This is a genomic window from Streptomyces sp. NBC_00631 (assembly GCF_045206895.1).
Classification (GTDB): Bacteria; Actinomycetota; Actinomycetes; order Streptomycetales; family Streptomycetaceae; genus Streptomyces.
The window spans coordinates 3,994,759-4,020,613 of record NZ_CP107734.1; the positions used below are offsets into that span (position 1 = coordinate 3,994,759).

The window sequence follows — 25,855 nt, forward strand, 5'->3', positions numbered from 1 at the left end:
CGATGAGCACCATCACGCTCGCGTCGAGGCGCCGCAGGTCGGCGCTTCGTACGGTCGCTTTCATGTCGCCCTGGCTGATCGGGTTCGCGGTGTTCTTCGCCTACCCGCTGATCTCCACGGTCTACTTCTCCTTCATGCACTACGACGGCTTCAAGGCGCCGACGTGGACCGGCACGAAGAACTGGACGTACGTCTTCGAGCACTATCCCTACTTCTGGCCCGCGCTGCGCAACACCCTGTGGCTGGTGGTCGTGATGGTGTCGCTCCGGGTCGTCTTCGGGCTCGGCGTCGGCATGCTCATCACGAAGATCAAGACGGGTACGGGGGTCTTCCGCACCCTCTTCTACCTGCCTTATCTGGCCCCGCCGGTCGCGGCGACCATGGCCTTCGCGTTCCTCCTCAACCCCGGTACGGGCCCGGTCAACTCGCTCCTGGAAAAGGTCGGCATCCCGGCTCCGGGCTGGTTCAACGACCCGACCTGGTCCAAGCCGGCCCTGACCCTGCTGGCCCTGTGGGGCGTCGGCGACCTGATGGTCATCTTCATGGCCGCGCTGCTCGACGTACCGACGGAGCAGTACGAGGCGGCGGAACTGGACGGCGCCTCCGCGTGGCAGCGGTTCCGGTACGTCACCCTCCCGAACATCTCGCCGATCGTGATGTTCGCGGTCGTCACGGGTGTCATCCAGACGATGCAGTACTACACGCAGCCGCTCATCGCAGGAAAGGTCGCCTCGGGCGTGATCCAGGGCGCGGGCACCCAGTTCGAGCCCGGCTATCCCGAGAAGTCGACGCTCACCCTGCCCCAACTGGTCTACAACCTCGGTTTCCAGCGCTTCGACTACGGCTCCGCGTGTGTCGTCGCCCTCGTGCTCTTCGCCCTGTCCATGGTGTTCACCGCGTTCCTGATGCGGCGCCGGGGCGGTCTCATCCAGGCAGGTGACTGACGATGACCCAGGTACTGGACCGGCCGGCGGAGCTGAAGGCCCCGGTGTCGGACGCCGAACGCACCGCCCGCCGCAAGGAGTTGCTGAACTGGGTGGCGGTCCACTCCCTCGGCGTCGCCGCCGCCCTGTTCTTCACCCTGCCCTTCGTGTTCGTGTTCCTGACGTCGCTGATGAGCGACAGCCAGGCACTGAGCCGGGACCTGATCCCGCACACCTGGGAGTGGGGCAACTACCGGAAGGTGTTCGACACACCGGGCTTCCTGACGTGGTGGAAGAACACCCTGATCTACGCGGGCCTCGGCACCGTGCTGACCGTCGTGTCCTCGCTCCCGGTGGCGTACGCGCTCGCCAAGTTCCGCTTCCGGGGCCGCAATCTGTCCCTGATGCTGGTGATCTCGATGATGATGCTGCCACCGCAGGTGGTCATCATCCCGATGTACCTCTTCTGGGCGAAGCAGCTGGACCTCTCCGGCACCCTGTGGCCGCTGATCGTGCCGATGGCGTTCGGCGACGCGTTCTCCATCTTCCTGCTGCGCCAGTTCCTGATGACGATCCCGAACGAGTACCTGGACGCGGCCAAGGTGGACGGCTGCGGCGACCTCAGGACACTGCTCAGGGTGGTCATCCCGATGGCGAAACCGGGCATCGCCGCGGTGGCGTTGTTCCAGTTCTTCTACGCCTGGAACGACTACTTCGGCCCCCAGATCTACGCCTCGGAGAACCCGGGCGCCTGGACCCTCTCCTACGGCCTGGAGTCGTTCAAGGGCATGCACCACACCGACTGGAACCTGACCATGGCCGCGACCGTGCTGGTCATGGCCCCCGTGATCCTCGTCTTCTTCTTCGCCCAGAAGGCGTTCGTCGAGGGCGTCACGCTCACCGGAGTGAAGGGTTAACCACGTATGAAACTCACTGTGGTCGGCGGAGGCTCGACCTACACCCCCGAACTCATCGACGGCTTCGCACGCCTGCGGGACACCCTGCCCATCGAGGAACTGGTCCTGGTGGACCCGGCCGCCGAACGCCTGGAGCTCGTCGGCGGACTGGCCCGCCGGATCTTCGCCAGGCAGGGCCACAGCGGCCGCATCGTCACCACCTCGGACCTGGACGCGGGCGTCGAGGGCGCCGACGCGGTGCTGCTCCAGCTGCGCGTCGGCGGCCAGGCGGCCAGGCAGCAGGACGAGACCTGGCCCCTGGAGTGCGGCTGCATCGGCCAGGAGACCACCGGCGCCGGCGGCCTGGCCAAGGCCCTGCGCACGGTCCCGGTCGTCCTGGACATCGCCGAACGCGTCCGCCGCACCAGTCCGAACGCCTGGATCATCGACTTCACCAACCCGGTGGGGATCGTGACCCGCGCCCTGCTCCAGGCCGGCCACAAGGCGGTCGGCCTGTGCAACGTGGCGATCGGCTTCCAGCGGAAGTTCGCGAACCTGCTCGGCGTCACGCCGTCCGAGATCCACCTGGACCACCTCGGCCTCAACCACCTCACCTGGGAGACGGCGGTCCGCCTCGGCGGCCCCGAGGGCGAGAACGTCCTGCCCAAGCTGCTCGGGGAGCACGGCGACACGATCGCCGCCGACCTGAAGCTGCCCCCCGCGCTCCTCGACCGCCTCGGCGGCGTGATCCCCTCCTACTACCTGCGCTACTACTACGCGCACGACGAGGTGGTCCGGGAGCTGCGCACCAAGCCGTCCCGGGCGGCCGAAGTGGCCGCGATGGAGAAGCAGTTGCTGGAGATGTACGGCGACCCGGCCCTGGACGAGAAGCCGGAGCTGCTCGCCAGGCGGGGCGGTGCCTACTACTCGGAGGCGGCGGTCGACCTGGCCGCGGCACTGCTCGGCACCACCGGCAACCCCTACCAGGTGGTGAACACGTACAACGGCGGCACGCTCCCCTTCCTCCCCGACGACGCGGTGATCGAGGTCCAGGCCGCGGTGGGCGCGGCCGGGCCGAGGCCCATGCCGGTCCCGGACGTCGACCCGCTGTTCGCCGGGCTCGTCGCGAACGTGACGGCATACGAGGAGCTGGCCCTGGAGGCGGCCCTGCGCGGCGGCCGGGACCGCGTCTTCCGGGCCCTGCTGGCCCATCCCCTGATCGGCCAGTACGAGTACGCCGACGCCCTGACCGACCGACTGATCGCGCACAACCGGGAGCACCTCGCGTGGGCCTGACCGCAAGTGTCCTCGCCATCGACGCGGGCAACAGCAAGACCGACGTCGCGGTGGTGGCGGCGGACGGCGAGGTCCTCGCCACGGCCCGGGCCGGCGGTTTCAGGCCGCCGGTGGTGGGCGTGGAGCAGGCCGTGGACGAGGTGGCCACGGCGGTCGCCGAGGCGTACGGCGCCGCCGGGGTCACCTCGGCCGCCCACGTCTCGGCGTGCCTGGCCAACGCCGACTTCCCCTTCGAGGAGGAGCAGTTGGCCGCCGTGCTGGCCACGCGCGCGTGGGGGACGACGGTGGCGGTCCGCAACGACACCTTCGCGATCCTCCGGGCCGGCGTCACCGAGCCGCGCGGTGTCGCCGTCGTGTGCGGCGCCGGCATCAACTGCGTCGGCATGCGCCCCGACGGCCGTACCGCCCGCTTCCCCGCTCTCGGCCGCATCTCCGGTGACTGGGGCGGCGGTTGGGGGCTGGCCGAGGAGGCCCTGTGGCACGCGGCACGCGCGGAGGACGGCCGCGGGGAGCGTACGGCCCTGGCCCGCGCGCTTCCTGCGTACTTCGGGTACGGCAGCATGCTCGCGCTGATCGAGGCGCTGCACCGGGAGGAGGTCGAGCCCGCCCGCCGGCACGAGTTGACGCCGGTGCTGTTCGCGACGGCGGCCGACGGCGACCCGGTGGCGCGGTCGGTCGTGGACCGGCTGGCGCAGGAGGTGGTGGCCATGGCGGTGGTCGCGCTGACGCGCCTTGAGCTGCTGGACGAGGAGACGCCGGTGCTGCTCGGGGGCGGGGTGCTGGCGGGCGGGCATCCGCAACTGGACGACGGGGTGCGGGAGCTGCTGGCCGCGCGGGCGCCGAAGGCGGTACCGAGGGTGGTGACGGCGCGGCCGGTGCTGGGGGCGGCGTTGCTGGGGCTGGATGCGGTGGGGGCGGGAGCCGACGTGCAGGGGAGGGTGCGCGGGTACTTCGAGGGGTGACCCGGGGTGCGGGCCGGGGGGACGCCTACCGGCGCCGGCAGGGTGCCGCTGCGCCCACCCGTGCCGCCCTGCGGCACGCCTGCCCGCAGCTGTGTCTTCTAGGGGCGCGGGGAACTGCGCGACAAGCCCCCACCTGGCCCGCGCCCCGGAACGCACCGTCACCACCCCTCCGGAACCGAACCGATCCCCCCGGCGTATTCATGGGCAGGGGTTCCGCTGCGATCCGATCAAGATCCAGTGAAGGCCGGTGCCGAATGTCAGTCCGGGCGGCGATACTGGGCGGCGACCGGATGACCATGGGGGAGGTCACGTGACACACCCGCCGACGAAGAGCGCGGCACCGCCAGGAGCAGGCACCGCCCTGCCCGCGCAGCGGACACCGCCCGGCACCCCCACGCCTTCTCGCCGCAACGCGTTCGCCGAGGGCGTCGACCGGCTCAGCACCGCCGTCACCACCGAGCCCGGCCGGCTCCGCCTCATCGGCGCCGTCCTGGCCGTGCTGATCGTCGCCTTCGGCGCCGTCACCGCCTGGCAGATGACCGACCGCGCGGCCGCGGCCGACGACGTGCTGCACCGCAGCCAGCCGCTGAGTTCGGGCGCCGCCGACATCTACCGTTCGCTGGCGGACGCCAACACCACCGCCTCCAGCGGCTTCCTGGCGGGCGGTCAGGAGACCGCCGCCTCCCGCGCGCGGTACGAGAAGGACATCCGGACCGCCGCCGCCAAGCTGGTCACCGCCGCCGCCAACTCCGAGCCCGGTTCGCCCTCCGAGGCGGCCGTGGAGAAGCTGAACACGCTGCTGCCCGAGTACAAGGGGCTGGTGGAGCGGGCCCGCGTGTACAACCGGCAGGGTTATCCGGTCGGCGGCGCCTACCTGCGGTACGCGAACGAGAAGATGCAGCAGGAGATGCTCCCGGCGGCGGAGGACCTCTACACGAAGGAGAACGCGCGCCTCGCCTCCGACTACTCGGACGCGACGCCCTACCCGTGGGCGGCGATCGCCCTCGGCCTCCTCGCGCTCGCCGCGCTCGCCTGGGCCCAGCTGCGCCACTACCGCCGTACCAACCGCCTGCTGAACCACGGCCTGGTCGCGGCCTCGGCGGCCACCGTCATCACACTGCTGTGGCTGGTGGTCGGTCACACCGTCGCCCGCGCCGGTCTGGACGGCTCCTACGACCACGGCGTCCGCTCGCTGAACGTGCTGCACGACGCCCGGATCGCGTCCCTGAAGGCGCGGGGCAACGAGAACCTGAGCCTGGTGGCGCGCGGCGCCGAGACGGTCACGGTCGGCGGGCAGACGTACGACGCGTACTACTACGACTTCGACAAGGACATGACCGCGCTCGGCAAGGGCCTCACCGAGGCCGCGGCGCTCGCGGACGACAAGGCGGGCAGCAAGCCCGTCGTGGCGGCCGAGGGGAACATGAAGGTGTGGAAGGAGCGGCACGCCGCCGCCCGCACCGAGGACGAGAACGGCGACTACCAGGCGGCGCTGGACAAGGTGATCGGTGCGAAGGGCGCGACCGCCGAGTGCTTCGACAGCGTCGACACGAATCTGAAGAACGCGCTGGCCCACGAGGAGGCCGAGTTCCAGCAGCAGGCCACCGACGGGCGGGACGCCATGTCCGGGCTGCCGATCGGTGCCGCCATGCTGGGGGTCGCGGCGGCGGCCGGCGCGCTGTTCGGCATCGGGCGCAGGCTTTCGGAGTACCGGTGAGAGGGGGCGTGGCGATGTTCGTGCGGAGGATGAGGGTTACCCTGCGCGGCTGGGGCGGGGTGGGCGCGATGGCGATCGGCTGCGTCCTGGCGCTGGCGTTCGTCCTGCTGCTGCCGCTCACCCAGTCCGGCGGCGCGGGCGGTCAGGGCGAGGGGATCGGCGGTCCCGGGCTGGCCACCGGCAGCCCGGCCAAGGCCGACACCTGCGTCGACTCCCAGGCGCAGGACGAGACCTGGTCGCCGTCGAGCGCGGACGGCTCGACCATAGAGGCCATCAAGTCCCGTACGGGCGCCAAGCGGAAGCTGATCGTCGGTGTCGACCAGAACAGCTACCGCTGGGGCTACCGCAACCCGAACACCTCGGACGCGGAGCTGGAGGGCTTCGACATCGACCTGGTGCACCGGATCGCCCAGGACATCCTCGGCGACCCGAACGCGGTGCAGTTCAAGGCGATTCCGACGAGCCAGCGGATACCGGCGATCCAGGACGGCCGTGTCGACATGGTGGTGCGCACCATGACCATCAACTGCGACCGGCTGAAGGACGTCGCGTTCTCCGCGCCGTACTTCAAGACCGGGCAGCAGGTCCTCGCCCCCAAGTCGTCGTCGATCACGGGGTACAACGCCACGCTGGCGCACAAGAAGATCTGCACGGCGGCCGGTTCGACGGCGTACGCCAAGCTGGACGCCGACAAGAAGTCCGGGAAGCTGGTCGCTTCGGCGGACATCTCCACCACCGTCCCCAACCAGCTCGACTGCCTGGTGCGGTTGCAGCTCGGCGAGGTCGACGCCGTGGTCACCGACGGCGCGCTGGCCGCCAGCCAGGCCGCCCAGGACCCGACGGTCGAGCTCAAGGGTGCCGCCTTCACGACCGAGTACTACGGGGTGGCGATGAAGAAGGACGCGACCGATCTGGTGCGCCGGGTCAACCAGATCCTGGTGGAGTACCGGTCCGACGGCTGGCAGACGTCGTACGACAGGTGGCTTTCGGCGACACTGGGAACTGACTCGTCGGCGTCGAAACCGTCCGCGCCGCAGTACCTGCGCAAGAGCTGACCCGCAATCCGCCGGCCCAGCACCGACTAGAGAGCGAGAGGTGATCGATGGGCGTCACGGACCCCGCCGGGCCGGTGATGGACCGGGACGAGGTGGACCGTGCGCTGGCGCGGCTCGGCGCGGAGCACGAGGCGATCGAGACCTCGCTGCTCGCCCTGCAGGACCACGCGGGCCGCAGACTCCTCGAAGGCGCCGAGCTGACCGGGACGACCCGGGAGCGGTGGACGGCCGCCGAGGCCTCGATCACCCTGCTGTGGGCCTACTTCGACGCCTACACGGACGCGTTGCACTCCGCCCGGGAGATCCGGGCCCGGCGCCGCTGGTCCAGCCGTGAGGACCTGGTGGAGCTGACCGAGCTGCTGCGCGGCGACTCGATCACGGTGGCGGGCAGCGCGACCGCCACGGCGAACGCACCGACCCTGCTGTCCGCGCCCGGCCGGCTCAGCGAGCGGTTCTCGCTGGCGGCCCTGGTCGACCGGATGAACGAGCTGTACGCGACCTCGCTGGACATGGTCGTCACCGCCGACGCGGTGTGGTCGGCGCTGCCCGCGCGGATCGATTTACTCGCCGCGGAACTGCAGCGCACCCGCAAGCTGGCGCACTCGGTCGGGGTGCGTCCCGGCGAGCACCCGGCGGGCGACGACCTGGAGCGCATCACCCGCACGCTCACCAGGCTCCGCGAGGACGTCGTCTCCGACCCGCTGGCCTTCTGGGTTCCCACACAGGGGAGTTCGGCACCGGGCGGCGGCCGCCCCGACACCGCGGTGTACGACCGGGAGGCGCGGGCTCTGGAGGAGGTGCGGCGGGAGATCGACGCCGTGCTGACGGTACGGCAGGACGCCGAGGCCCGGCTGATCAGGCTGCGGGACGTGCTGTCCCGCGCGGACCGCACCCTCGCCGAGGCGCGTACGGCACGGGGTGAGGTGCTGGCGAAGATCGCGGCGACCGAGGTGCCGGTGGTCAGCGGCCCGCCGACCGCGTTGCAGGAGCAGCTGGCGACGGCCGCCGAGTACCGCAGAGGGGCCCAGTGGCACCGCCTGTCGCCGCTGCTCGAATCGCTGGAGCAGAAGGCGGAGGACGAACTGCTGCGCGCCCGGGAGTCGTTGACGGCGGTCACCGCGCCGCTGGCGGTCCGGGCGGAGCTGCGCGGCCGGCTGGACGCGTACAAGGCGAAGGTGGCCCGGCACGGGCTGGCGGAGGATCCGTTCCTGATCGAGCGGTACGACGCGGCCCGGCGGATGCTGTGGAGCGCGCCCTGCGATCTCCGGGTCGCGGAGCAGGCGGTGCTGCGCTATCAGCGGTCGGTGGCCGAGGCGCTGGGGGCGCCGCGGGTGCCGCAGCAGAGCGGGCCCGAGGACCGGAGGGGGGAGTAAGCCGTGAGTCAGGCGGGACAGTCGTGCCAGCGGCCGGGCTGTGAGGGGTCGTACGAGGACGTGGGCGGCGGTGAGCTCTACTGCGACACCTGCGGTCTGGCGCCGGTCGTCTCGGCCGGGGGTCCGTCCTCCGGTGGAGGGATGGTCGGCTCGCCGCCCACCGGGATCACGGCCGGCGGCAAGGGCTCGACGGGCGCCGGGAGTTCGGGGTCCGGCAGCCGCGGCAGTTCGCGTACGTCGTCGCAGTCGTCGAAGTCGCGGCGGTCCGTCTCCGGGCGGCTGTCGCGGTCCGTGTCGGGCAAGTCGACGGGCCGTTCGGTGTCGGTGCGCAGCTCCGGTTCGTCGACGAGCGCGTCCGGGCGCAGCCGGCTGGGCGCGGGCCTGGTCACGGTGGAGCGGGTGCCGAAGCCGGACCCGCGCGAGATGGTCCTGGAGAACCCGGAGGTACCGGAGCGCAAGCGGTTCTGCTCGCGGTCGGACTGCGGGGCGCCGGTGGGCCGGGCCCGCGGGGAGCAGGCGGGGCGGACCGAGGGGTTCTGCACCAAGTGCGGCAACCCGTATTCGTTCGTGCCCAAGCTCAAGGGCGGCGACGTGGTGCACGGCCAGTACGAGGTCGCGGGCTGTCTCGCGCACGGCGGCCTGGGCTGGATCTACCTCGCGGTGGACCGGGCCGTCTCGGACCGCTGGGTGGTCCTCAAGGGCCTGCTGGACACCGGCGACCAGGACGCGATGGCGGCCGCGATCTCCGAGCGGCGGTTCCTCGCGGAGATCGAGCACGCCAACATCGTGCGGATCTACAACTTCGTCGAGCACCTGGACCAGCGCACCGGCTCCCTCGACGGCTACATCGTCATGGAGTACGTCGGCGGCAAGTCCCTCAAGGAGATCGCCAACGCCCGGCGTACGCCGGATGGCCGCCGGGACCCGCTGCCGGTGGAGCAGGCCTGTGCGTACGGCATCGAGGCTCTTGAGGCCCTCGACCACCTGCACAGCCGCAACCTGCTGTACTGCGACTTCAAGGTCGACAACGCCATCCAGACCGAGGACCAGCTCAAGCTGATCGACATGGGCGCCGTGCGCCGGATGGACGACGAGGAGTCGGCCATCTACGGCACGGTCGGCTACCAGGCGCCCGAGGTCGCCGAGGTCGGCCCGTCCGTCGCGTCCGACCTCTACACCGTGGGCCGGACCCTCGCCGTCCTCACCTTCGACTTCCAGGGCTACACGACCGTCTTCGTGGACTCGCTGCCCGACCCGGACAACATCGAGGTCTTCCGGCAGTACGAGTCGTTCTACCGGCTGCTGGTCCGGGCCACCGACCCCGACCCGGCCCGCCGGTTCGCCTCCGCGCAGGAGATGGCCGAGCAGCTGACCGGTGTGCTGCGCGAGGTCGTCTCGGTGCAGACCGGCACCGCCCGGCCCGCCCTGTCGACGCTGTTCGGGCCCGAGGTGAAGGTCACGGACACCGAACTGTTCCCGAAGCTGGACGGGGACGTGTCCCGGCTGGGGGCGCGCGCGGTGGCGTCCAGGACGCTGGCGCTGGAGCCGCCGGGAGCGGCCGCGGCCGACCCGGCGCTGGTCGGGCCCGTCGACACCGCGGCCGCCGCGCTCGCCCTGCCGGTCCCGCTGGTCGACCAGAACGACCCGAACGCCGGTTTCCTGGCCGGCCTGTCGACCTCGCTGGTGGGCGAGGTCAGCCTGCTCAGCGCGCTGGCCGCGGCGCCGACGCAGACGGTCGAGACCCAGCTGCGGCAGGTCCGTGCCCGGCTGGAGAACGGCGACTTCGAGGCCGCGCTGGTGGGCCTCGGCCGGCTGGAGGACGAGCGGCCCGACGACTGGCGGGTGGTCTGGTACCGGGGCGTGGCCGCCCTGGTCACCGGCGACCACGAGGGCGCGGCGCTGTCCTTCGACGCGATCTACGACGCCTTCCCCGGCGAGACCGCGCCCAAGCTGGCGCTCGGCCTGTGCGCGGAGGTGCTCGGCCAGCTGGACAACGCGGCCGAGTACTACCGGCTGGTGTGGGCGACCGACCCGGGCTTCGTCAGCTCCGCGTTCGGCCTGGGCCGGGTGCAGCTGGCGGCCGGGGACCGGCGGGGTGCCGTACGGACGCTGGAGTCGGTGCCGGAGGCCTCGATCCACTACACGGCCGCCCGGGTGGCGGCCGTACGGGCGCGGCTGCGGCACCGGACCGCGGCGGCCGACGACACACCGTTCCTGGACGATCTGACGGCCGCCGCCGGGCAGATCGAGGCGCTGGACGCGTACGGTCTGGATCCGGCCCGGCGCGAGCAGTTGTCGGCGGAAGTCCTCGGCTGCGCCCTGGACTGGATACTCTCCGGGGGCCAGGAGTCCCGGCCCGCCGTCGGCGGCCGGGTGCTGCTCGGCAGCGGTCTGGACGAGCGGGGCCTCCGCTTCGGCCTGGAACGCGCGTACCGCACGCTGGCCAGACTGGCGACCGGCGGTGAGGAGAGGATCGACCTGGTGGAACGGGCCAACCGTTACCGCCCCCGGACGTGGGTGTAGTTGATGTCGCAGATGCCCCAGCAGGCCGCACCGGCGAAGTGCCCCAGCTGCGCGGAGCCGCTCGAATCGGGTGACCTGTTCTGTGGTGCGTGCGGGTACGACCTGTCGGCCGTGCCCGCCGCGCCGCCGGACCACCCGACCCTCACCATGGGCGCCGCCGGTGTGGGATCCTCGGGTGTGGAATGGCCACCGCCCGAGCCGGAGGGCTCCGGCACGCCCGCTGCCCCGCATCTGCCGACCGACCTGCCCGGCACCGACTCGGGCGGCGAGCCGCTGCCGGGGTCGACGCCGGCGCACGACTCGCCGACACCCCCGCCGCACGGTTCGCCGGCGCACGGTTCGCCGGTGTCGCCGGCCTCCGGGGTGCGGTTCGACCGGGCGCCGGAGGCCGACGACTACCCGCTCCAGGCGCCGGACCCGCGGGTGGCCGCCTCCGCCGCGGAGACGGCCGAGGCAGCCGAGACGGCCGGGGCCGGTGAGACCACCGAGCTGCCGAAGGTGTGTGTGGCCTGCCGCGCGGGCCGCGTGGACGACGACGGCTACTGCGAGAACTGCGGGCACGCCCAGCCCCGCGAACGCGACCACATGGAGCAGGAGGCGGGCCCGGTGGCCGCCGTCAGCGACCGCGGGCTGCGCCACCACCGCAACGAGGACGCGTTCGCCATCGGCCACACCGCGCTGCCCGACGGCACCCCGGCCGCGGTGGCGGTCGTCTGTGACGGCGTCTCCTCGGCGACCCGTCCCGACGAGGCCTCCCTGGCCGCCTCCCGGGCCGCGATCGAATCGCTGCTGGCCGCGCTGGAGCAGGGCACCCATCCACAGCAGGCGATGCACGAGGCGATTCTCGCCGCCTCCCAGGCCGTCAACGCCCTCGCGGAGGAACCCTCCTCGGCCCGCGAGCACACCCCGCACCAGAACGCCCCGGCGTGCACGTTCGTCGGCTCGATCGTGGCCTCGGGCCTGCTGGTGGTCGGCTGGGTGGGCGACAGCCGCGTCTACTGGGTACCGGTGGACCGGAGCGCACCGGCGGCCCGGCTCACCGAGGACGACTCCTGGGCCGCCCAGATGGTCGCCGCGGGCCTGATGAGCGAGGCGGAGGCGTACGCCGACGAGCGTGCCCACGCGATCACCGGCTGGCTCGGCGCGGACGCCTACGAGCTGGAGCCGCACACCGCTTCCTTCAAGCCGGACCGGCCCGGTGTGGTGGTGGTGTGCACCGACGGTCTGTGGAACTACGCGGAGACGGCCGACGAGATGTCCGAGGTCGTCCCCGCCGACGCGGACCGGCGGCCACTGCACGCGGCCCGGGTCCTCGTCGGCCACGCCCTGGACGGCGGGGGCCACGACAACGTAACAGTGGCGCTGCTGCCGTTCCCGGAACCGCCGCAGGGGGCAGGATCCGCCTGAGGCCACCGCAAAACGGCCGCAAACGGGAGAGCGACGTACGGGACGAGACGTACGGCGAGAGACGTACGGGGAAGTACCGGCGGACCGGAGGGGACCGGTCCGCACACCGTCAGCACCCATCACACGTGGGTGGAGGGGGAGCAGAGCAGTCATGGCCAATTTCTCGAAGTCGAGCGTGCCGCAGTTCTCGGTGGACGTGTACCAGAACGAGTACCTGCCGGACGGCGGCCGCGAGGTCAGCGCGATCGTCACGGTGACGGCGACCGGCGGCGGCACCGTCGGGACCGCGGTCGGGGCGTCGTACGCCCCCGGGCAGGGGCCGTCGGCCGGGGTGGCGATCATGGTCGACTGCTCGGGTTCGATGGACTACCCGCCCACCAAGATGCGCAACGCCCGGGACGCCACGGCGGCCGCCATCGACACCCTGCGTGACGGCACCCACTTCGCGGTGATCGGCGGCACGCACGTCGCCAAGGAGGTCTACCCGGGCGGCGGCCGGCTCGCGGTGGCCGCCCCCGCCACCCGGGACCAGGCCAAGCAGGCGCTGCGCAGGCTCAGCGCGGGCGGCGGCACGGCGATCGGCACCTGGCTGCGCCTCGCCGACCGGCTGCTGTCCTCGGCGGACGTCACCATCCGGCACGGCATCCTGCTCACCGACGGCCGCAACGAGCACGAGTCGCCGGAGGACCTCAAGGCCGCCCTGGACTCCTGCGCCGGACGGTTCACCTGTGACGCGCGCGGGGTCGGCACCGACTGGGAAGTGAAAGAAGTCACAGGGATCGCCTCCGCGCTCCTCGGGACCGCCGACATAGTCGCCGACCCCACCGCCCTGGCCGCCGACTTCACGCAGATGATGGAGACGGCGATGGGCAAGGAGGTCGCGGACGTCGCGCTGCGGCTGTGGACCCCGGTCGGCACGGCCATCAAGTTCGTCAAGCAAGTGGCGCCCACGGTCGAGGCGTTGACCGACCGGCGCACCGAGGCGGGGCCGCGTGCCGGGGACTATCCGACCGGTTCCTGGGGCGACGAGTCCCGCGACTACCACGTCTGCGTGGAGGTGCCCGCGGCCGGCCTCGGCCAGGAAATGCTCGCCGCGCGCGTCTCGTTGGTCGTCCCGCAGCCCGACGGCAGCGTCCAGAACCTCGGTGCACAGGGTCTGATCAGGGCGGTCTGGACGGACGACATGGTCGCCTCGACCTCCATCAACCCCCAGGTCGCCCACTACACAGGTCAGGCCGAACTGGCTCAAGCCATCCAACAGGGGCTGGATCTCCGCAAAGCGGGCGATATGGATGGGGCAACGGCCAAACTGGGTCGGGCCGTTCAGTTGGCAAGCGCTTCCGGGAACGCCGATACTGCGAAACTGCTTGCGAAGGTGGTGGACGTGGTCGACGCCACGACAGGTACTGTGCGACTGAAGGCGAAGGTCGAGGAGGCCGACGAGATGACTCTCGAAACACGGTCCACAAAGACTGTTCGTGTAAAGAAGTGACCTAGCAGTCCAGACGCAGGACACCCAGACAGGCTCAGGACGAACCTGACAGAGAGGGAAGCCCGCCATGCCGACCTGCCCGAACGGACACCAGTCGGGTTCCGACGACTGGTGCGAGGTGTGCGGTCACCGCATGGCCGGTGCCGTACCTCCGCCGCCCCCGCCGACCGCCGGCGGCTACGGCTTCCCGCCGCCCGCGCCCGGCGCCCCGGCCGGCGGCCCGATGGGCGGTGGCCGCCACCTGTCGGCCGTGCCGAACGCGCACGAGCCGGAGCTGTGCCCGCAGTGCCGTACGCCCCGTGAGGGCGGTGCGCCGTTCTGCGAGGAGTGCCGCTGGAACTTCCTGACCAACACGGCTACCTCGTACACCCCGGCCGCCCCGCGACCGCCGGCCGGCGGCCCGTCCGCGCCCACCTTCCGGCCGCCGCCGGCCCCGCCGTCGTTCGGCGGCGGCGACTCGTACGAGTACCAGGGCTCGCGCCCCTCGCAGATGAACCGTCCGGCCGAGCCGATCCCGTCCTTCGGCAGCGAGCCCTCGGGCCCGACACCGTTCGCGGGTGAACGCGGCGGCCAGTCCGCCTTCGGCGCCGACCGAGGCCAGCCCGGCCAGCCCGGCCAGTCGGGGTTCGGTGGCGGTGACCGTGGCCAGCAGTCCGGTCCCCCGGCATTCGGCGGCGGCGACCGCGGCCGGCAGTCCGGTCCCCCCGCGTTCGGCGGCGGCGACCGCGGCCAGCAACCCGGTCCGCCCGCGTTCGGCGGCGACCGCGGCCAGTCCGCTCCCCCGCCCTTCGGTGGTGAGCGCGGTTCCTCCGCGCCGCCTCCGCAGCCGTACGGCGGTGCCCCGGGCCAGAACCCCGGCGGCGCGTCCCCGTTCGGTGCCCCTCCCGGCCCCGGCCAGGCCTCCGGTCCCTACACCCGCGATCCTTCCGGTGGCCCCGCCGCCGGTCCCTTCGGCGGCTCGGACCCGTCCCGGCCGCCCGTCCCGCCGTCGCCCGGCGGCCCCGGCGCGACCGCCGGTGGCGCTCCCGGAGCCTTCCAGCAGTCCGCCCCGCCGGCGCCGCCCGGCTTCCCGCAGGAGACCCGGCCGCCGGCCGGCGGGCCCTCCTTCGGCGGCGGTGACGACGACTGGGTGATCTCCCCTCCGGGGCAGTCCGCCGGCCCCGGCGCCCCCGCCCGCCCGGGCGGCTACGGCTACCCGCAGCCCGGCTCCACGCAGGTCCCGCCCGGCTCCGCCTTCCCGCAGGCCCCGCAGGGCCCGGCGACCTGGACGGCGACGATCGGTCCGGACCGCGAGTACTTCATGGCGATGATGCAGCGCTCGGGTCCGGAGGCGGCCGGTCTCAACCTGCCGGCGTACTCCCCGGAGCAGCAGCGCACGCTCACCGGCAACCAGGTCACCATCGGCCGCCGCCGCCACTCCACCGGCGACACCCCCGACATCGACCTGTCGGTGCCGCCGGAGGACCCGGGCGTCTCGCACCAGCACGCCGTCCTGGTCCAGCAGCCGGACGGCAACTGGGCGATCGTCGACCAGAACTCGACCAACGGAACCACGGTGAACGGCGGCGAGGAGCCCATCCAGCCGTTCGTCCCGGTACCGCTGCAGGACGGCGACCGGGTGCATGTGGGCGCCTGGACGACGATCACTGTCCGACGGGGCTGAGGCGTAGCGCGCCCCCCCGGGGCGCGGGGCTGTGTTGATCTGCGGCTCCGCCGCGTGCGCGACCAGCCACGGATACCCGCACCCGAACACGCACCGCTCAGACCGGGAGAGGCCAGACAAACGGCCCCTCCCGGTCGTCCAGCCACACCCACTCCCTGTCTTTCTCGACGCTCAGCCCATACCGCTCCCGCCCGGGCATCCCCTCCCCCACCCACACCTCGTAGGCCTCCCGCGGACTGAGCACCCCCCGGGTCAGCTCGGCCAGGAACTGGAACAGCTCGTCCTCAAGGGCCCGGGACGGCACCCCGTCCTGATCCCCCACCCCCACCCCCGCCCTCTGCCCGCCCCGCAACGGCACGAAGAACGCCGCGGCCGGCAGGAACCTCCCCTCGGCGCACCCTCCGCCCCGGACGGTCAGCGCCAGCAGTCCGGTGGCCACCGGCGCCAGGATCCGCGCCCCCTCCCGGCACTGCGCGAGCCACGCCCGCGGCACGCTCGGCAGCGCACACGTCGCGATGATCCGGTCGTAGGGCGCCCGTTCCGGCACGCCGCGCGCGCCGTCCCCCGTGACCACGGCCGGCCGGTACCCGGCCGCGGTCAGGTGCCGCCGCGCGGACTCGGTGATCTCCGGCTCCAGGTCGACGGTGGTGACCAGGCGGTCGTCGCCCAGCCGGTGCGCCAGCAGCGCCGCGTTGTACCCGGTCCCCGCGCCGACCTCAAGGACCCGGTCGCCGTCCGCGACCCCCAGCGCGACCAGCATCCGCGCCATCAGCGAGGGCTGGCTGCTGGAGGACAGCAGCTCGCCGTCGCGCAGCCGGGTGGCCAGCGGTACGTCCTCGTAGGCGCCGCGCACCCACCGTTCCCGGGCCGCCGGATCCGGGCTCTCGCCCCACCGGCGCTCATAGCCGCGCACCCCGGCGACGTAGTAGTAGGGCACGAACAGGTGCCGGGGCACCTGCGCGAACGCCTCCCGCCACACCGGCTGCGCCGCCCAGACCCCCTCGGCGTCGATCTCCCGCACCAGCGCGGCCCGCGCCATGGCGGCGAGGCCCTCGGTCCCGCTGTCGTAGGCGCCCATGTCCCCACCCTAGGCGCGTACCCCCGTCCGGCCCGGTGTCCTCCCGGGGTCCTAAGCCTTGAGTCCTGGGCCGCCCCGTCTGAGACCATGTACGGGTGAGAGAGATTCGGCGCGGCACGCTTCAGGAGAAGACCTTCTACGAGCAGGTCGGCGGGGAGGAGACCTTCCGCCGGCTGGTCCACCGTTTCTACGAGGGCGTCGCCGAGGACCCGGTCCTGCGGTCGATGTACCCCGAGGAGGACCTGGGGCCGGCCGAGGAGCGGCTCACCCTGTTCCTCATCCAGTACTGGGGCGGTCCCACGACGTACAGCGACAACCGCGGCCACCCCCGGCTGCGGATGCGGCACGCGCCGTTCGCCGTGGACCGGGCGGCGCACGACGCCTGGCTGCGGCACATGCGGGTGGCCGTGGACGAGCTCGGCCTCTCCGAGGAGCACCGCGAACAGCTCTGGAACTACCTGACCTACGCGGCCGCCTCGATGGTCAACACCCCCGACTGACCACCGGCGGGGCTCAGCGGACGCTGACGTCCAGTGCCCCGAGTCCCGCCCGCCGTACGGCGATCGACCCGAACGGGGTCCGCAGTCGCAGCCACGCGCCCGCCGAGAGCAGCACGGCCTCGTCGTCCGGGCGCAGGAAGCCCAGTGACTGTGCCGCGTGGACGGCCCGGACCGGCAGCCGGGTGCCGCCGACCGTCCGGGACCAGATGTCCCGCCCGATCCGGTCGAGTTCGGCCCGGGTACGGCCGTCCGGGGCCAACTCCTCGGTACGGGACCGGAACTCACCGACCGCGGCGGCGACCGTGGACCGCAGCGCCTGCGGCGCGGGCAGCCCCGGCTCGGCCTGCCAGCCGCCCCGCGGCGGGAGCACCCCGGCCCACGGCGGCCCGGTCACCGCTTTCGGTACGGCGGCCGTGGCGGCCCGCTCGTCCACCGACTCCAGCAGTTCCCCCGCCGACACGGTCACGTCGAGGGTGGCGTCCAAACCGTCCTCGTAGGGCTTGGCGAGCCGCACCGCGCGGATCGCCAGCACCTCGAAGGACGGCGGCCGCCCGAAGACGGCGAGCGCGGTACCGGCCGCCTGGAGCCGCACGGCGGCCGAGCGGTCGTAGTGGAGCAGCCGGGAGAGGAAGGCCGCGAGATCCGCCGCCTCCCCGTCGTCAGCGAGGTGGAGCACCGTCATGCGGCGACGGCCTCCTCCTTGGCGTCGTCGCGGTACTCCTCCAGGAAGTCCCGCTCCTCGGCGGTGATCCGGCGCGGCCGGCCGGCCTCGAAGTCGAACGGCACGACCACCGTCGAGGCCCGTACGTAGACCAGGTCGTCGTCCTTCACCTCGTAGGTGATGGTGAAGGACGCGGCCCTGATCTCGGTGATCCACAGCTCGATGTCGACCGGGTGGTGCCGGTGGACGAGCTGCCGCTTGTAGTCGATCTCGTGGCGCGCCACCACGGACCCCTGCTTGAACTCCTTGTCCGGGCGGAACAGGAAGTCGATCCGGGCTTCCTCCAGGTAGCGGATGAAGACGGCGTTGTTGACATGACCGTACGCGTCCATGTCGGACCAGCGCAGGGGGCAGCGGTAGAGATGGCGCAAGATCGATCAGCCCCGGGTCAGCTTCTTGTAGGTGGCACGGTGCGGACGCGCGGCGTCCGGTCCCAGCCGCTCGATCTTGTTCTTCTCGTACGACTCGAAGTTGCCCTCGAACCAGAACCACTTCGAGTCGCCCTCGTAGGCGAGGATGTGGGTCGCGACCCGGTCGAGGAACCACCGGTCGTGGGAGACGACCACGGCCGCGCCCGGGAACTCCAGCAGCGCGTTCTCCAGGCTGCCGAGGGTCTCGACGTCGAGGTCGTTCGTCGGCTCGTCGAGGAGCAGCAGGTTGCCGCCCTGCTTGAGGGTGAGGGCCAGGTTCAGCCGGTTGCGCTCACCGCCGGAGAGCACGCCGGCCGGCTTCTGCTGGTCCGGGCCCTTGAAGCCGAAGGCGGAGACGTAGGCGCGGGACGGCATCTCGACCTGCCCGACGTTGATGTAGTCGAGCTCGTCGCTCACCACGGCCCACAGGGTCTTCTTCGGGTCGATGTTGGCGCGGCTCTGGTCGACGTACGAGATCTTGACGGTCTCGCCGACCTTGATGTCGCCGGAGTCCGGAGTCTCCAGACCCTGGATCATCTTGAAGAGGGTGGTCTTGCCCGCGCCGTTGGGGCCGATGACGCCGACGATGCCGTTACGGGGCAGCGTGAAGCTCAGATCGTCGATCAGGACCTTGTCGCCGAAGCCCTTGCTGAGGTTGGTGACCTCGACGACGATGCTGCCGAGCCGCGGCCCCGGCGGGATCTGGATCTCCTCGAAGTCCAGCTTGCGCATCTTGTCCGCCTCGGCGGCCATCTCCTCGTACCGCGCGAGGCGGGCCTTGGACTTGGCCTGGCGCCCCTTGGCGTTCGACCGCACCCACTCCAGCTCTTCCTTGAGCCGCTTCTGCCGCTTGGCGTCCTTCTGGCCCTCCACCTTGAGGCGGGTGGCCTTGGTCTCCAGGTACTTGGAGTAGTTGCCCTCGTAGCCGTGCAGCCGGCCGCGGTCGACCTCGCAGATCCAGCCGGCGACGTTGTCCAGGAAGTACCGGTCGTGGGTGACGGCCACGATGGTGCCCTCGTACTTGGCGAGGTGCTGCTCGAGCCAGTTCACCGACTCGGCGTCGAGGTGGTTGGTGGGCTCGTCGAGGAGCAGCAGGTCGGGGGCTTCCAGCAGCAGCTTGCACAGCGCCACACGCCGCCGCTCACCACCGGAGAGGTTGGTGACCTGCCAGTCGCCGGGCGGGCAGCCGAGGGCGTCCATGGCCTGCTCCAGCTGGGCGTCGAGGTCCCAGGCGTTGGCGTGGTCCAGCTCCTCCTGGAGCTTGCCCATCTCGTCGAGCAGCGCGTCGCTGTAGTCGGTGGCCATCAGCTCGGCGATCTCGTTGAACCGGTCGAGCTTGCCCTTGACCTCGGCGACGCCCTCCTGGACGTTCTCCAGGACGGTCTTGTCCTCGTTGAGGGGCGGCTCCTGGAGCAGGATGCCGACGGTGTACCCCGGGGAGAGGAACGCGTCGCCGTTGGACGGCTGGTCCAGCCCCGCCATGATCTTCAGAATGGTCGACTTACCAGCGCCGTTCGGGCCGACCACACCGATCTTCGCGCCGGGCAGGAAGTTCAGCGAGACGTCGTCAAGGATCACCTTGTCGCCGATTGCCTTGCGCGTCTTGCGCATGGTGTAGATGTACTCAGCCAAGAGAAACCGTCCGGCAGCTTGAAATCTGGCAGTGGGCAGATACACCCCATCTTGCCTGACGTCCAGCCTCGGGTGTTAACCCGTTTGGTTCGGGGGCTGTGACCTGGGGTTTCAGTGAGTGCGGCTGTAGCTCGTCTGTCACTGTCGGTCGCCGATGAGTGGCCTCGGGCACCCTCGCACGGCCCAGGGACGGCCCGGGAAGCAGAGTCCTCCCACTGCTCCGGGGCTATCGTGCCGCTGTGACAAGCGCAGCGGACCGCCCCATCCTCTTCCTCGACGTCGACGGTCCGCTGATCCCGTTCGTTTCGCCGGGTGGTCCGCTGCGAGCCGCCGTTTCCGACTCCTCGGCGTCTCTCGACCAGGGGAACCCGCTGCTCGATCGGCTTGATCCCGAAATCGGAGCGCGTCTCCTGGCTCTGAGCTGCCATCTCGTGTGGGCGACTACATGGATGGAGGATGCGAACGAGGCGGTCGCGCCGCGCCTCGGACTGCCGAAGCTCCGCGTGATGGAGTGGCCGGACTCCGGCGCCGACGACGGGCCCCGTGGCCTGCACTGGAAGACCCGTCCTTTGGTCGAGTGGGCCGACGGTCGGCCGTTCATCTGGGTCGACGACGAAATCAGCGCCATGGACCGCGTCTGGGTCTCTGCGCAACACCCCGGGGCGTCGCTGCTTCATCGCGTCGACCCGACCAAAGGACTCATGGACGCCGACTTCTCCGCGCTCGCCGCTTGGCTCAGTACTGAGGCGCCGACTAGCGGTTGATCGGGATCTCGTACACGATCTCGCAGTGAGCCGAGGGCACGATGATGTCCGCCGTCTCCACAGGCCGCCCCTGGTCGCTGTAGTACGTCCGCCGGATGTGCGTGACCAGAGCGGCCTTCTGGATGCCGAGGAGTGAGGCTTCCTCGGCGGTCGCCTGCCTGGGCTCCGGCTGTTCCACGGCGCGGCTGACGGTGATCCCGATGGCGGCCACGCGGTTCACGACGCCGGTCCGGGCGTCCGGGCCTCCCTCGGGGAGGACGACGAGGGTGCCGGCGGTGAGGTCGTACGGCTCCCAGCTCGTGGACAGCCGCACGGGCCTGCCGTCGGCCAGGAACTCGTACGAGGTCCGCACGCACAGGTCGCCTTCGGCGATGCCCAGCCGTGCGGCGATGTCGACGGGGGCGGGGACCTTGGCGTCGGTCCGGCTCTCCCAGTCGCCCTGCTTGCCGAGGGCCTTCATGTCCGCGCGGAACGGTGACCCTTGAGGCTGCTCACGCGCCGAGGACCGGACGACCCGCACGCGTTGCCGGGGCTCGGCAACGTAAGTCCCCGATCCGGCTCGCCCTTCCAGCACACCTTGCGAGATCAGCAGTTCCTGCTATACGGCCGACCGGTTCGCCTGGGGCAGATCCGGACTGCCGACGGGGCGTGGATCTCCATGCTGTTTCTCGACGCGGACGGCAGCACGCTGGTGGCGTGCACTGGCGTTCGCCAATCCCAACCAGCCTGGGCACGACCAGACACCTGCTGAACCCGTGCACCGCCAACACGCTTTCCAACTGTGGTGGTGGGATCTTGGGCGTCGTTCGGGGCCGTTCACCTGGGTTCATGGGCGGCTGAGTGCTGGTTCGGGCGCGGCTTCGGGTCCCGGTTGAACGTCGGTGAACGGTGCTGAATGAGACGGAAAGTGAGACGGGCGCCGGGGACGTTGTCAGTCGTCTCGCCTAGTCTCCGGCCATGAGCATGATCGGTGAGTACCTGCGTGTCGCGGCCGCTGAGCTTGACCGGGCGATCCAAGATCCCGACTGGGCGTTGGTCTTCGTTGAGGAGGTCCAGAACGCCGAGGAGGAGTCTGAGACTGCGCCGGCCGAGGCGCGTCACTTCAGCACATACAAGACTTGGGACATGCTCCGTTTCCTGCTGGCTCGCGCCGAGTTCCCCGTGAACGTGATCCACGGTGAGGAGCCGTTCGCCGAGGACGAGGACTGGGGGTACGGGCCTCCGAGGTACCTGCGGCCTGAGCGGGTCCGGCTCGCGGCAGAGGCCCTGCGGGCCACTACCTACACGCAGCTCATCAACGGTGTGGATCCCGCTGAACTGACCAGCGCCGAGGTGTACCCCCTTGGATGGAGCGAGCCCGGCGCACTGGAGTGGGGGCGTCACTGGTACGACGGGCTCACCCAGTTCTTCGAGGCTGCTGCCGGGATGGACGACGCGGTGCTCGTCTGGCTGGACTGAAGGGCCAAGACAGCGATGTGACCTCAGCTTGGAAGCTGCGGGCATTTGGGGCGGGTACGGGCGCTGACCTGCACGAACGGATCGGATGGAACCCAGTCGGCCTCGGCGGCACTCCCCGTGATTCCCCGCTGTTCCCCGCTCGATCTGGTGCGGTCACGGGTGCCGGCTGGGCGTCTGGCCGTCGTTGGGAAGCGTGGGAGGGCCCGGGGACGGCCCGCCGGGCACGGGGCTGTGGCAGCCCTGTTGTCAGTGCGTGCGGCTATGTTGCGTCAGCCAGGATAGGCATCGCTCTGGGAGGGGCTTTGGGAGCCAAGACGGGACTGCTGGTGTACGCCGACGGCGACATACCGGGGCTGCTGCGACGAGTGGGGGCGGCGGACCGTGACCGTACGGCCGCCATGATGCGGCGGCTGTATCCGGGCTGGGAGATCGAGGAGTGCGAAGGCTCGACTCTCGGGGACGGCGTTTACCCCCCGAAGGGAAGGGCGTACGCGGCCGGCTGGCCTGGCGTGGAAGTCATCGGTGATCAGAGGGTGATGATCGAACTTCCCTCCCAGCTGCCGGACCACCTGGTGGCGGCAAGCGCCGGCCGACGGCTCGTCCTGCACGCCATGCACAGCGTCGTCGACTGGCTTGCGTTCGCTGTGTGGGAGGACGGGCGCCTGGTCCGCTCGCTGAGCCTGTCCCCGGACAGCGGCATCATCGAGAACATCGGCGAACCGCTCCCCTTCGAACTGCCCTACTGGACCGGAAACCGTCCGGCTGACATCGTGCCCTGGCCTGACGTGGAGGAAGAGCCGTACCCCCTTCCTTTTCACCCCTTGGAGCTGGGCGAGGACGCGTTGCGGGCGCTCTGCGGCTTCATCCAGGAGGGGCGCCCCGAGCCAGATGACGTCGACGCAGACGCCATCGAGCTGCACGGATTCCATACGCGGGACCCCCACGGGCCCGATCCCGCAGAGCGGGAAGCGGAGTTGCGTAGAGCCGTGGAAGCCGTGGCCCCGCCGCGCGTCTACGCACTTGGCCCTGATGGTTCGCTGATCAAGCGCGACGGCCTTTAGCTCACGACCCTTTCGTCCCGAAGCAACTTGGGTGGGGGCGGGGCCTTGGGCTGGAGTGCGCGTCAACTGTGCTGATGGTCCGTAGGCGTTCGCGCTCGTCCGCCGCTGTTCGTCAGGGTTGTCACGCAGTTAGACACTCAGCACAACTGAGCCAGGAACGGCGTCAGCCGACGGGGGCAGCCCGCCACTGTGCGGTGATGCACCCCTCTTCCATGTCCCACCACTCCTTGGCCACGCCGTGTTTGAGCAGCCTTTGCACCTTGGCGAGATCGGCGGTGGGCGGGACGTCCAGAGCGACCATGCTGAACCGTGGCCTCGACAACATCCCCTGGTTCGTTCGCGGCGTCGCCTGCGGGGACGTCTTGGCCACTGAGCCCGATGAGGAAGGTGTGCGGTGGGCCGACGACGTGGTACGGCGCTTGGAGAGCTGCACCATCCGCCTCATCGTCCTCCGTGACGGCGGTTCGGGCGCGGCACGGCGGAGCGTGATCAACGCGTTCCACGAACTCGGCGTCGACGGCTAGGGCATCGAGAGATTCCGCATGGTCGCCCTGGACCTCCCGCCCACTGTGGCCAATGACGACCAACGACCACCACAGGGCGCACAAACCCAGCGCCACTGACCAGCACAAACCCAGCTCACGAAGATCCCCGACAACGCCCATGGAGACTCCCCCGACCGCGGGGCCGTGCTCGGGACGGATCAGCGAAGAGCGGTCCGGACGGCGCTACAGGCCGCGCCCCGAGGCGTGAGGGAACTCAGCTCGGCGTACTGCCGTCGATGAGCTCGCGGATGACGTCCGCGTGGCCGTTGTGCTGGGCGTACTCCCTGATCATGTGCATCATGATGCAACGCACGTCCAGATCCCCGAATCGGTGGTGCGTGCAAACAGCATCCAGTGAAACCCCGGCGAAGATCTGGCGGCTGCGCTCGCAGGCGGCCAGGTAGCGCGCGACGTCCTCAGACAGTGTCGCGCCGTCGTCCAACAGGAAGTCACCGTCCCTGCGCTTCGGCCAACCGAAGGGCGCGGGTTCCTCGCTCTGCTCGATGACGTTAACAAACCAGACGAACTCGACCTTGGTGAGGTGTCGCACCAATCCGTGCAGGGTGGTGAGGGACGGAACGACACGCCGGGCAGCCTGTTCCTCGGTCAACCCGTCGAGCTTCCTCAGCAACTCGGCGCGATGGTAGTCGAGCCACCCGGCCAAGGCCTCACGTTCAGGCGCGATGGTACGCAGGTCGACGGGCTTGAGCGGCGAAGCGAAGGTCTGCGGCCCAGAGGCGTCATTCATGGGTGCATTGTCGCAGGCGACGTGTGCCGCGTTGGCTGCCGCTTCCATCACGACCGGGGTCCTGTCTGGCCGCTGGCACCAACGGGGTCCCGACCCGCCACTCACCCCCGCCCCCCCAGGACGCCATGAGTCGCGTCTGCTCGGCTCTGCCTGGGCGAAGGCGGACGGGATGGGAGCACCCCCGCGCGCGGCACTGATCGCCCCCGCTGTGACCTGGGGTTCGCCGGTGGTGAGGGGGGCTCGTCCGTCGCGGTTCCGGGGCGGTCACGGCTGTTCTGTGGGAGGGGGATTGCGGCTGTAGTGGGCTCCCCTGGTGCCGTAGTGGGCGAGGTGCAGGGTTTCGCCGTTGACGCGGAGCTCTGCCGGTGGAGGGTTGGGGACGGAGAGCAGCGGGTGGGAGCGGCCGTCGATGCGGACGGGTTCCCGGGGCTGGTTCCATCTGTCCGCCCAGCTCTGGGCCTGTTCGCGGGACCACGGGTTCTGCAGTGTGCGCGGGGCGGCCGGGTCGTGCCGGTGGCCGTTGAGGCTGCGGACGAGCGCTTCGCTGTAGACGCCCTTGACGCGGAAGTTCTCCAGGTCCTCCGCGCGTACGACCATGTTGATGTACCGGCGGCTGTTGCCTCGGTGCCGGCCCACGGCAGGCCAGCGCCAGTGGCCGGGGTCCCAGGGGATGGGCGGGATCCACAGCAGGGCGTCCGCGGAGAAGTGCTTCGTGCCGTGCTGGAGGTCGAGGCCGCTGTCGCCGTGCAGGGTCTCTCGCGCCACGTTGGCCACCAGGCACCAGCCCAGCAGCCCCTCCGGTCTCTCTTCTTCGGTGGAACCCATGTCTGCCACGCCCAGAATCCTGAGGCACGGGACGGGGCGCGAGCGAGCGTTTATCAGCTGATCCGATCGGCGTGAACCGACCGCGGCCCGTGAGCGGGTGGGGGCACCGCCGCTCGCGACATGCCGGTGCTCGCGGAGGAGGCAGGCTGGGGGGAGCGCACGGGTACTGAGAGACGAGAGGTCTAGGGGTTGGAGGTGGCGAGCGTGTGGTGGCCGTCGCTGTTCCGGCCGTACCCGGGCCGCGGTGGCCGGCACCTGGCAGGAACACCTCGTAGCCGGTTCCCACAGGGTGCTGCCGGTCCCCGACGGTCTGAGCGGCTCCAGTGCCGGTTCTGCTCCAACGCGTGCGCGAGCCGGACGACGGTGGCGGCTCATCGGGCCAGGGCGGCGAAGAACTCCTAGGAAGAAATCCTAGGAAGAACTGCTAGGCGGTGGGCTTGTGGAGGGCCTTGTGCAGGAGAAGGGCGGTCGCCGCCACCGCGCCCACGACTCCCACCGCTCCGGCTGAGCGGAAGGCGCGGGTGGAGCGCCAGGACAGGGTGGACCAGCGGGAGTTGGCCGAGAGGACCGAGCCCGTGCTCAGCCAGGAGCCGGCCGAGACGAGGGACAGGGCCGAGCCGATCGAGCCTGCCGAGAGGGCGCTGCCGATCGAGCCGACGGAGAGGACCGAGCCCACCGAGCCGATGGAGAGCACGGAGCCCACCGAGCCGATCGACAGCATCGAGTCGTGCGACCACAGGGACAGGATGGAGTCCGAGGACGACGACACGTCGGGTGCGGGTGAGTTGGCCATGGCGTCATAGTGC

24 protein-coding genes and 1 pseudogene are annotated in these 25,855 nt (G+C 71.0%); 16 read left to right on the forward strand and 9 right to left on the reverse strand.

Features of this window, described 5'->3' with window-relative positions; all coding sequences use genetic code 11:
- The first annotated feature begins 2 nt into the window (after positions 1-2).
- The 11 genes from OHB00_RS18230 (at position 3) to OHB00_RS18280 (ending at position 15,307) form a co-directional block, all read left to right on the forward strand.
- On the forward strand, positions 3-944 hold the full coding sequence (locus tag OHB00_RS18230) for a carbohydrate ABC transporter permease (RefSeq protein ID WP_406435952.1): 942 nt from the start codon (positions 3-5) through the stop codon (positions 942-944).
- Positions 945-946: 2 nt separating this feature from the next.
- Positions 947-1,840, forward strand: coding sequence for a carbohydrate ABC transporter permease (locus tag OHB00_RS18235; RefSeq protein ID WP_406435953.1), 894 nt, complete (start codon positions 947-949; stop codon positions 1,838-1,840).
- Between the two features lie 6 nt (positions 1,841-1,846).
- Positions 1,847-3,115 carry a 6-phospho-beta-glucosidase gene (locus OHB00_RS18240; RefSeq protein ID WP_406435954.1) on the forward strand — a complete coding sequence of 423 codons (1,269 nt, stop codon included), beginning with the start codon at positions 1,847-1,849 and terminating at the stop codon, positions 3,113-3,115.
- Positions 3,106-4,077 (forward strand): N-acetylglucosamine kinase, encoded by a 972-nt coding sequence (locus OHB00_RS18245; protein WP_406435955.1) that lies wholly within the window; start codon positions 3,106-3,108, stop codon positions 4,075-4,077. The genes OHB00_RS18240 and OHB00_RS18245 overlap by 10 nt, the downstream gene beginning before the upstream one ends.
- Before the next feature lie 310 nt (positions 4,078-4,387).
- The gene (locus tag OHB00_RS18250) at positions 4,388-5,794 is read left to right on the forward strand and encodes a hypothetical protein (protein WP_406435956.1); all 1,407 of its coding nucleotides are present in this window, start codon (positions 4,388-4,390) and stop codon (positions 5,792-5,794) included.
- Positions 5,795-5,808: 14 nt separating this feature from the next.
- Positions 5,809-6,849: a glutamate ABC transporter substrate-binding protein gene (locus OHB00_RS18255; RefSeq protein WP_406435957.1), complete on the forward strand. Its 1,041-nt coding sequence runs from the start codon at positions 5,809-5,811 to the stop codon at positions 6,847-6,849.
- A 47-nt stretch (positions 6,850-6,896) separates the two neighbouring features.
- Complete coding sequence (locus tag OHB00_RS18260; protein ID WP_406435958.1) at positions 6,897-8,222, forward strand: hypothetical protein; 1,326 nt, start codon at positions 6,897-6,899, stop codon at positions 8,220-8,222.
- Between the two features lie 3 nt (positions 8,223-8,225).
- A complete protein-coding gene (locus OHB00_RS18265) occupies positions 8,226-10,745 on the forward strand; it encodes a tetratricopeptide repeat protein (RefSeq protein ID WP_406435959.1) in 2,520 nt (839 codons plus the stop codon).
- Positions 10,746-12,152, forward strand: a complete 1,407-nt coding sequence (locus OHB00_RS18270) for a PP2C family serine/threonine-protein phosphatase (RefSeq protein WP_406435960.1) — start codon at positions 10,746-10,748, stop codon at positions 12,150-12,152. It abuts the gene before it with no gap.
- 151 nt (positions 12,153-12,303) lie between these two features.
- Positions 12,304-13,644: a vWA domain-containing protein gene (locus OHB00_RS18275; RefSeq protein WP_406435961.1), complete on the forward strand. Its 1,341-nt coding sequence runs from the start codon at positions 12,304-12,306 to the stop codon at positions 13,642-13,644.
- A 67-nt stretch (positions 13,645-13,711) separates the two neighbouring features.
- Complete coding sequence (locus tag OHB00_RS18280; protein WP_406435962.1) at positions 13,712-15,307, forward strand: FHA domain-containing protein; 1,596 nt, start codon at positions 13,712-13,714, stop codon at positions 15,305-15,307.
- 97 nt (positions 15,308-15,404) lie between these two features.
- Here OHB00_RS18280 and OHB00_RS18285 read toward each other — a convergent pair whose 3' ends face one another.
- Positions 15,405-16,385 carry a methyltransferase domain-containing protein gene (locus OHB00_RS18285; protein ID WP_406435963.1) on the reverse strand — a complete coding sequence of 327 codons (981 nt, stop codon included), beginning with the start codon at positions 16,383-16,385 and terminating at the stop codon, positions 15,405-15,407.
- A gap of 95 nt (positions 16,386-16,480) precedes the next feature.
- On the opposite strand from OHB00_RS18285, the gene OHB00_RS18290 reads away from it, so the two are divergent.
- Positions 16,481-16,885, forward strand: coding sequence for a globin (locus tag OHB00_RS18290; RefSeq protein ID WP_406435964.1), 405 nt, complete (start codon positions 16,481-16,483; stop codon positions 16,883-16,885).
- A 13-nt stretch (positions 16,886-16,898) separates the two neighbouring features.
- On the opposite strand, the gene OHB00_RS18295 is transcribed toward OHB00_RS18290, so the two are convergent.
- Genes OHB00_RS18295 through ettA form a run of 3 tightly spaced genes read right to left on the reverse strand, consistent with a single transcriptional unit; the run spans position 16,899 to position 19,648 of the window.
- Complete coding sequence (locus tag OHB00_RS18295; protein WP_406435965.1) at positions 16,899-17,567, reverse strand: hypothetical protein; 669 nt, start codon at positions 17,565-17,567, stop codon at positions 16,899-16,901.
- Positions 17,564-17,977 (reverse strand): acyl-CoA thioesterase, encoded by a 414-nt coding sequence (locus OHB00_RS18300; RefSeq protein WP_406435966.1) that lies wholly within the window; start codon positions 17,975-17,977, stop codon positions 17,564-17,566. The genes OHB00_RS18295 and OHB00_RS18300 overlap by 4 nt, the downstream gene beginning before the upstream one ends.
- A 6-nt stretch (positions 17,978-17,983) precedes the next feature.
- Complete coding sequence (ettA, locus tag OHB00_RS18305; protein WP_406435967.1) at positions 17,984-19,648, reverse strand: energy-dependent translational throttle protein EttA; 1,665 nt, start codon at positions 19,646-19,648, stop codon at positions 17,984-17,986.
- A 239-nt stretch (positions 19,649-19,887) separates the two neighbouring features.
- Here ettA and OHB00_RS18310 point away from each other — a divergent pair, with 239 nt between their 5' ends.
- Entirely contained in the window at positions 19,888-20,412 is a 525-nt protein-coding gene (locus OHB00_RS18310; RefSeq protein WP_406435968.1) for an HAD domain-containing protein, read from the forward strand.
- Here OHB00_RS18310 and OHB00_RS18315 read toward each other — a convergent pair.
- The gene (locus OHB00_RS18315; RefSeq protein WP_406445843.1) at positions 20,402-21,004 is read right to left on the reverse strand and encodes a GntR family transcriptional regulator; all 603 of its coding nucleotides are present in this window, start codon (positions 21,002-21,004) and stop codon (positions 20,402-20,404) included. The two genes, OHB00_RS18310 and OHB00_RS18315, sit on opposite strands and share 11 nt — an antisense overlap.
- Positions 21,005-21,369: 365 nt before the next feature.
- Between OHB00_RS18315 and OHB00_RS18320 the strand changes: the two genes are divergently transcribed.
- Positions 21,370-21,870, forward strand: a complete 501-nt coding sequence (locus OHB00_RS18320; RefSeq protein ID WP_406435969.1) for a YfbM family protein — start codon at positions 21,370-21,372, stop codon at positions 21,868-21,870.
- 302 nt (positions 21,871-22,172) lie between these two features.
- On the forward strand, positions 22,173-22,931 hold the full coding sequence (locus tag OHB00_RS18325; protein WP_406435970.1) for a DUF6928 family protein: 759 nt from the start codon (positions 22,173-22,175) through the stop codon (positions 22,929-22,931).
- Positions 22,932-23,094: 163 nt separating this feature from the next.
- Here the strand turns inward: OHB00_RS18325 and OHB00_RS18330 are convergent, their stop codons facing one another.
- Entirely contained in the window at positions 23,095-23,232 is a 138-nt protein-coding gene (locus tag OHB00_RS18330; RefSeq protein WP_406435971.1) for a hypothetical protein, read from the reverse strand.
- A gap of 13 nt (positions 23,233-23,245) precedes the next feature.
- On the opposite strand from OHB00_RS18330, the pseudogene OHB00_RS18335 reads away from it, so the two are divergent.
- Positions 23,246-23,452, forward strand: a pseudogene (locus OHB00_RS18335) (DUF4265 domain-containing protein); the annotation flags it as partial.
- A 238-nt stretch (positions 23,453-23,690) separates the two neighbouring features.
- On the opposite strand, the gene OHB00_RS18340 reads toward OHB00_RS18335, so the two are convergent.
- From OHB00_RS18340 to OHB00_RS18350, 3 genes are all read right to left on the reverse strand, one after another.
- Complete coding sequence (locus OHB00_RS18340) at positions 23,691-24,224, reverse strand: DinB family protein (protein WP_406435972.1); 534 nt, start codon at positions 24,222-24,224, stop codon at positions 23,691-23,693.
- A 264-nt stretch (positions 24,225-24,488) separates the two neighbouring features.
- Positions 24,489-25,049, reverse strand: coding sequence for a hypothetical protein (locus OHB00_RS18345; protein ID WP_406445844.1), 561 nt, complete (start codon positions 25,047-25,049; stop codon positions 24,489-24,491).
- A 424-nt stretch (positions 25,050-25,473) separates the two neighbouring features.
- Positions 25,474-25,842, reverse strand: coding sequence for a hypothetical protein (locus tag OHB00_RS18350; protein ID WP_406435973.1), 369 nt, complete (start codon positions 25,840-25,842; stop codon positions 25,474-25,476).
- Positions 25,843-25,855: the final 13 nt, after the last annotated feature.